A 5,030-nucleotide genomic window follows, 5' to 3' on the forward strand; every position below is an offset into this window, starting at 1 on the left:
GTGGGTGGGGCCGGAGGAAACGCCTGTGAGCGTCAGCGCCGGTTCATATAGATGTCCAGCGCCTTGTGCAGCAGCTTGTTGAGCGGGAAGTCCCACTCGCCGAGGTACTCGGCCGCCACCCCGCCGGTGCCCACCTTGAACTGGATCAGCCCGAACAGGTGGTCCGTCTCGTCCAGCGAGTCGCTGATGCCGCGCAGGTCGTACACGCCGGCGCCCAGCGCGTACGCGTCCTGCAGCATCCGCCACTGCATGGCGTTCGACGGACGCACCTCGCGCTTGTGGTTCGCCGAGGCGCCGTAGGAGTACCAGACGTGGCCGCCGACGATCAGCATGGTGGCCGCCGAGATCCGCTCGCCCTCGTGCTCGGCGAAGTACAGCCGCATCCGGTTCGGGTCCTCGGCGTTCAGCACCTTCCACATGCGCTCGAAGTACGCCTTGGGGCGCGGGCGGAACCGGTCGCGCTCCGCGGTGATCTCGTACAGCCGCTGCCACTCGTCGAGGTCGTAGGGGTTGAGCATGTTGCCCTGGACGACCTGGACGCCCGCCTTGTCCGCCTTCTTGATGTTGCGGCGCCACAGCTGGTTGAAGCCCTTGTGGACCTCCTCCAGCGAGCGGCCCTCCAGCGGCACCTGGTAGACGTAGCGCGGCTGGACGTCGCCGAAGCCCGCGCCGCCGTCCTCGCCCTGCTGCCAGCCCATCCGCCGCAGCTTGTCGGCGACCTCGAACGCGCGCGGCTCGATCTGGTCGGCCTCCACGTCCCGCAGCCGCTTCACATCCGGGTCCTGGATGCCCTTCTTGATCGTCGACGCGTCCCAGCGCCGGATCACCACGGGCGGGCCCATCTTCACCGAGAAGGCGCCCTGCTTCTTCAGATGCGCCAGCATCGGCTGCAGCCACTCCTCCAGGTTCGGCGCATACCAGTTGATCACCGGGCCCTCGGGCAGATACGCCAGATACCGCTTCACTTTCGGCAGCTGCCGGTACAGCACCAGTCCGGCCCCGACCATCTCGCCCGTCCGCTCGTCGAACCAGCCCAGGTTCTCCGCGCGCCACTCGCTCTTCACATCCGCCCAGGCGGGAATCTGGCAGTGGCTGGCTGACGGCAGGCTCTGGATGTACGCCAGATGCTGCTCTCGGCTGATGGCCCTCAGGGTCAGACTCATGCGGGACGCTCCTCCGGCGAACTGAGTGATGCTCGCCGGAAGCCTACTGGGCCCGCGGGCGCCCCGTTCCCGGCAGGGCTCAGGTGATGAAGCCGCCGTGCGCCACTCCCAGGTACATCCCCACGGCCGCGGCACCGAGTCCGATGACGGTGACGAAGCGCTCACCCGTCGTCGCGGAGATGAACTGGGCCCACATCCCGGTCGCGACCCCCGCCAGGCCCGTCCACGAGCTGACCAGATGCAGCCCGTCCCAGATCGCGGTGATGGCCGCCACGCCGCCGAGCAGCAGCGTCACCGCCGCGAACGAGTTCTCCACGGGATGCGGCCTGCCGTCGCTGTTGAGAAACGCAAAGGGGCTGAAGTGGCTGAAGTGACTCAAGGGGCTACGGCGCACTGCCTGTGCCATGGGGCACCTCCTGACCGGACGCGGCGCGATCTGTAACGCCGCTCACACCCGAGATGTCCAGAGTGCGGGGAGATCCCACCGGATTTCAACCGGAAGGCCCGGGACGGGTACGCTGGTCCGTCTGCGCGGTATCCGGCCGCACCCCGGGTGCGCATCCGGGCCGCGCGGACACGCATCACGACCCTCCTGCCACGGAACGACCGTGGCCGCCGAGTCCAGAGGAGGTGGGTTCCACATGCGTCACTACGAGGTGATGGTCATCCTCGACCCCGATCTGGAGGAGCGCGCAGTCTCCCCCCTGATCGAGAGCTTCCTTTCCGTCGTCCGCGAGGGCAGCGGGAAGGTCGAGAAGGTCGACACCTGGGGCCGTCGTCGTCTCTCCTACGAGATCAACAAGAAGCCCGAGGGCATCTACTCGGTCATCGACCTGCAGGCCGAGCCTGCCGTGGTCAAGGAACTCGACCGTCAGATGAACCTGAACGAGTCCGTCCTGCGGACCAAGGTCCTCCGTCCCTCGACCCACTGAGGTCCGGGGCTGGCGGCCCGGCCGTCCGGTGACCGACCCGTATCCGAGTAGCACCCCGCAGCAGCACAGCACACTCAGCACCACAGCAGCCAGCAGCACCCGCCGAGAGGTTCACCCATGGCAGGCGAGACCGTCATCACGGTCGTCGGCAACCTTGTCGACGACCCCGAGCTGCGCTTCACCCCCTCCGGTGCGGCGGTCGCGAAGTTCCGCGTCGCGTCCACCCCCCGCACCTTCGACCGGCAGACCAACGAGTGGAAGGACGGCGAGAGCCTGTTCCTGACCTGCTCGGTCTGGCGGCAGGCGGCGGAGAACGTCGCCGAGTCCCTCACCAAGGGCACCCGGGTCATCGTGCAGGGCCGCCTCAAGCAGCGCTCGTACGAGGACCGCGAGGGCATCAAGCGCACGGTCTACGAGCTGGACGTCGACGAGGTCGGCGCCAGCCTCCGCAACGCGACGGCCAAGGTCACCAAGACCACCGGGCGGGGCGGCCAGGGCGGCGGCTTCGGCGGCGGCCAGGGCGGTGGCGGCGGCTGGGGCGGCGGCCCCGGCGGCGGCCAGCAGGGCGGCGGCCCCGCGGGCGACCCGTGGGCCACGGGCGCCCCCGCGGGCGGCGGCCAGGGCGGCGGTGGCGGCTGGGGCGGCGGCCCCGGTGGCGGCGGCCCCGGCGGCGGTGGCGGTGGCGGCGGCTACTCGGACGAGCCACCCTTCTGAGCGAACTGATCTGGAGAAGAGAGACATGGCGAAACCGCCTGCTCGCAAGCCGAAGAAGAAGGTTTGCGTGTTCTGCAAGGAGAAGATCTCCTACGTCGACTACAAGGACACGAACCTGCTGCGGAAGTTCATCTCCGACCGCGGCAAGATCCGTGCCCGCCGGGTCACCGGCAACTGCACCCAGCACCAGCGCGACGTCGCCACGGCAGTCAAGAACAGCCGGGAGATGGCGCTGCTGCCCTACACCTCGACCGCGCGCTAAGGAAAGGGTGACCGCATCATGAAGATCATCCTGACCAACGAGGTCTCCGGCCTCGGTGCCGCCGGCGACGTCGTCGAGGTGAAGGACGGCTACGCCCGCAACTACTTGGTCCCGCGCGGTTTCGCGATCCGCTGGACCAAGGGCGGCGAGAAGGACGTCGAGCAGATCCGCCGTGCCCGCAAGATCCATGAGATCGCGACGATCGAGCAGGCCAGCGAGATCAAGGGTCGGCTGGAGGGCCTCAGGGTCCGTCTGCAGGTCCGCGCCGGCGACCAGGGCCGGCTGTTCGGCTCCGTGACCCCGGCCGACATCGCCGACGCCGTCAAGGCGTCGGGCGGCCCCGAGGTCGACAAGCGCCGCGTCGAGCTGGGCTCGCCGATCAAGTCCCTGGGCTCCCACCAGGTCTCGATCCGGCTGCACGCCGATGTGGCCGCCACGCTGGACGTCGAGGTCAGCGCGGCGTAACGCCGCGCCAGGCCCGGCCGACGCCGAGGGCCCCACCCGCACCGGGTGGGGCCCTCGCGGCGTTCCGGGCGCCCGCACGCGTCCCGTCACGCCCGCACGCCGCGCCCGTACGTCCTGGTCACGCCCGCACCGCGCCGGTCACCACCCAGCGCCCCGAGCGGGCGCGGAGCCACAGGGTGACCAGCCGCGTGCCCATCATCAGTCCCGCCACCGTCCACCACAGCGCGGTGAGGCCCCCGCCCAGCACGGGGACCAGCAGCGCCGCGGGCGCGAACAGCGCGAGCGTCACCAGCATGGCGCCCGCCAGATACGGCCCGTCCCCGGCGCCCATCAGCACGCCGTCCAGCACGAAGACGACCCCGGCGACCGGCTGGGTCACCGCCACGACCAGCAGGACCGGCGTCAGCTGGTCGACCACCGACGGGTCCGTCGTGAACAGCGGCATGAACACCGGGCGCACCAGCGCGACCAGCGCGCCCAGTACGGCACCCGACAGCACGCCCCACTGCACCATCCGGCGGCAGGCCGCCCGTGCGCCCGCCTCGTCCGAGGCGCCCAGAAAGCGGCCGATGATGGCCTGCCCGGCGATCGCGATGGCGTCCAGCGCGAAGGACAGCAGCGACCAGAGGGTGAGCGTGATCTGGTGCGCGGCCACGTCCGCGTCCCCCAGCCGCGCCGCGACCGCCGTGGCGATCAGCAGCACGGCCCGCAGCGAGAGCGTACGGATCAGCAGCGGCGCCCCGGCCTGGGCGCAGGCCCGGATCCCGGCGAGGTCGGGCCGCAGCGGCGCGCCGTGCCGCCGCGCCCCGCGCACCACGACCGTCAGGTAGACGGCGGCCATCGCCCACTGCGCGATCACCGTGCCCCAGGCGGAGCCCGCGATGCCCAGGTGGAGGCCGTAGACGAGCAGGAGGTTGAGTCCGGCGTTGGCGGTGAAGCCGCCGAGGGCGACATAGAGCGGGGTGCGGGTGTCCTGCAGGCCGCGCAGCACACCGGTGGCGGCGAGGACGGCGAGCATGGCGGGGATGCCGAGCGCGCTGATGCGCAGATAGGTGACGCCGTGCGGCGCCGCCGCCTCCGAGGCGCCGAACAGGCCCACCAGCCCCGGAGCGGCGGGCAGGACGACGGCGACGACCGCGGCGCCGAGCAGCAGCGCGAGCCAGATGCCGTCGACGCCCTGGCGGAGCGCGGCGGGCAGGTCCCCGGCGCCGAGGCGGCGGGCGACGGCGGCGGTGGTGGCGTACGCGAGGAAGACGAAGATGTTGACGCCGGTCTGCAGCAGGGCCGCCGCGACGCCGAGCCCGGCGAGCTGCGGGGTGCCGAGGTGGCCGACGATGGCGCTGTCGGCCATGACGAAGAGGGGCTCCGCGACGAGCGCGCCGAAGGCGGGGAGGGCGAGGGCGAGGATCTCGCGGTCGTGGCGGCGCCGGGTGGCGCGCGCGGTCCGCTTCGCCGACTCGGCATCCGGGGTGCGCGGGGTGCGCGGGGTGCGCG

At 71.4% G+C, this 5,030-nt stretch carries 7 protein-coding genes; 4 read left to right on the top strand and 3 right to left on the bottom strand.

From position 1 onward, the window contains the following. Positions 1-32: 32 nt before the first annotated feature. Positions 33-1,163: a lipid II:glycine glycyltransferase FemX gene (locus tag G5C65_RS30880; RefSeq protein ID WP_165302354.1), complete on the bottom strand. Its 1,131-nt coding sequence runs from the start codon at positions 1,161-1,163 to the stop codon at positions 33-35. Positions 1,164-1,242: 79 nt separating this feature from the next. Then, positions 1,243-1,569, bottom strand: coding sequence for a hypothetical protein (locus G5C65_RS30885; RefSeq protein ID WP_165302355.1), 327 nt, complete (start codon positions 1,567-1,569; stop codon positions 1,243-1,245). Between the two features lie 235 nt (positions 1,570-1,804). On the opposite strand from G5C65_RS30885, the gene rpsF reads away from it, so the two are divergent. The 4 genes from rpsF (at position 1,805) to rplI (ending at position 3,536) form a co-directional block, all read left to right on the top strand. Further along, the gene (gene rpsF, locus G5C65_RS30890; protein ID WP_165302356.1) at positions 1,805-2,095 is read left to right on the top strand and encodes a 30S ribosomal protein S6; all 291 of its coding nucleotides are present in this window, start codon (positions 1,805-1,807) and stop codon (positions 2,093-2,095) included. Between the two features lie 117 nt (positions 2,096-2,212). Continuing rightward, entirely contained in the window at positions 2,213-2,809 is a 597-nt protein-coding gene (locus tag G5C65_RS30895) for a single-stranded DNA-binding protein (RefSeq protein WP_165302357.1), read from the top strand. A 25-nt stretch (positions 2,810-2,834) separates the two neighbouring features. After that, a complete protein-coding gene (gene rpsR / locus G5C65_RS30900) occupies positions 2,835-3,071 on the top strand; it encodes a 30S ribosomal protein S18 (protein ID WP_003978893.1) in 237 nt (78 codons plus the stop codon). 18 nt (positions 3,072-3,089) lie between these two features. Next, complete coding sequence (gene rplI / locus G5C65_RS30905) at positions 3,090-3,536, top strand: 50S ribosomal protein L9 (RefSeq protein ID WP_165302358.1); 447 nt, start codon at positions 3,090-3,092, stop codon at positions 3,534-3,536. Positions 3,537-3,654: 118 nt separating this feature from the next. Here rplI and G5C65_RS30910 read toward each other — a convergent pair. Continuing rightward, a partial coding sequence (locus G5C65_RS30910; RefSeq protein WP_206442459.1) for an MATE family efflux transporter occupies positions 3,655-5,030 on the bottom strand: 1,376 nt, incomplete at its 5' end.

Source organism: Streptomyces boncukensis (genome assembly GCF_011045075.1).
GTDB lineage: Bacteria > Actinomycetota > Actinomycetes > Streptomycetales > Streptomycetaceae > Streptomyces > Streptomyces boncukensis.

Bases quoted from the DNA above. Each gene is read 5' to 3' on its own strand.
- G5C65_RS30880 (WP_165302354.1), bottom strand. From the start codon at position 1,163: ATGAGTCTGACCCTGAGGGCCATCAGCCGAGAGCAGCATCTGGCGTAC.
- G5C65_RS30885 (WP_165302355.1), bottom strand. From the start codon at position 1,569: ATGGCACAGGCAGTGCGCCGTAGCCCCTTGAGTCACTTCAGCCACTTC.
- rpsF (WP_165302356.1), top strand. From the start codon at position 1,805: ATGCGTCACTACGAGGTGATGGTCATCCTCGACCCCGATCTGGAGGAG.
- rplI (WP_165302358.1), top strand. From the start codon at position 3,090: ATGAAGATCATCCTGACCAACGAGGTCTCCGGCCTCGGTGCCGCCGGC.
- G5C65_RS30895 (WP_165302357.1), top strand. From the start codon at position 2,213: ATGGCAGGCGAGACCGTCATCACGGTCGTCGGCAACCTTGTCGACGAC.
- rpsR (WP_003978893.1), top strand. From the start codon at position 2,835: ATGGCGAAACCGCCTGCTCGCAAGCCGAAGAAGAAGGTTTGCGTGTTC.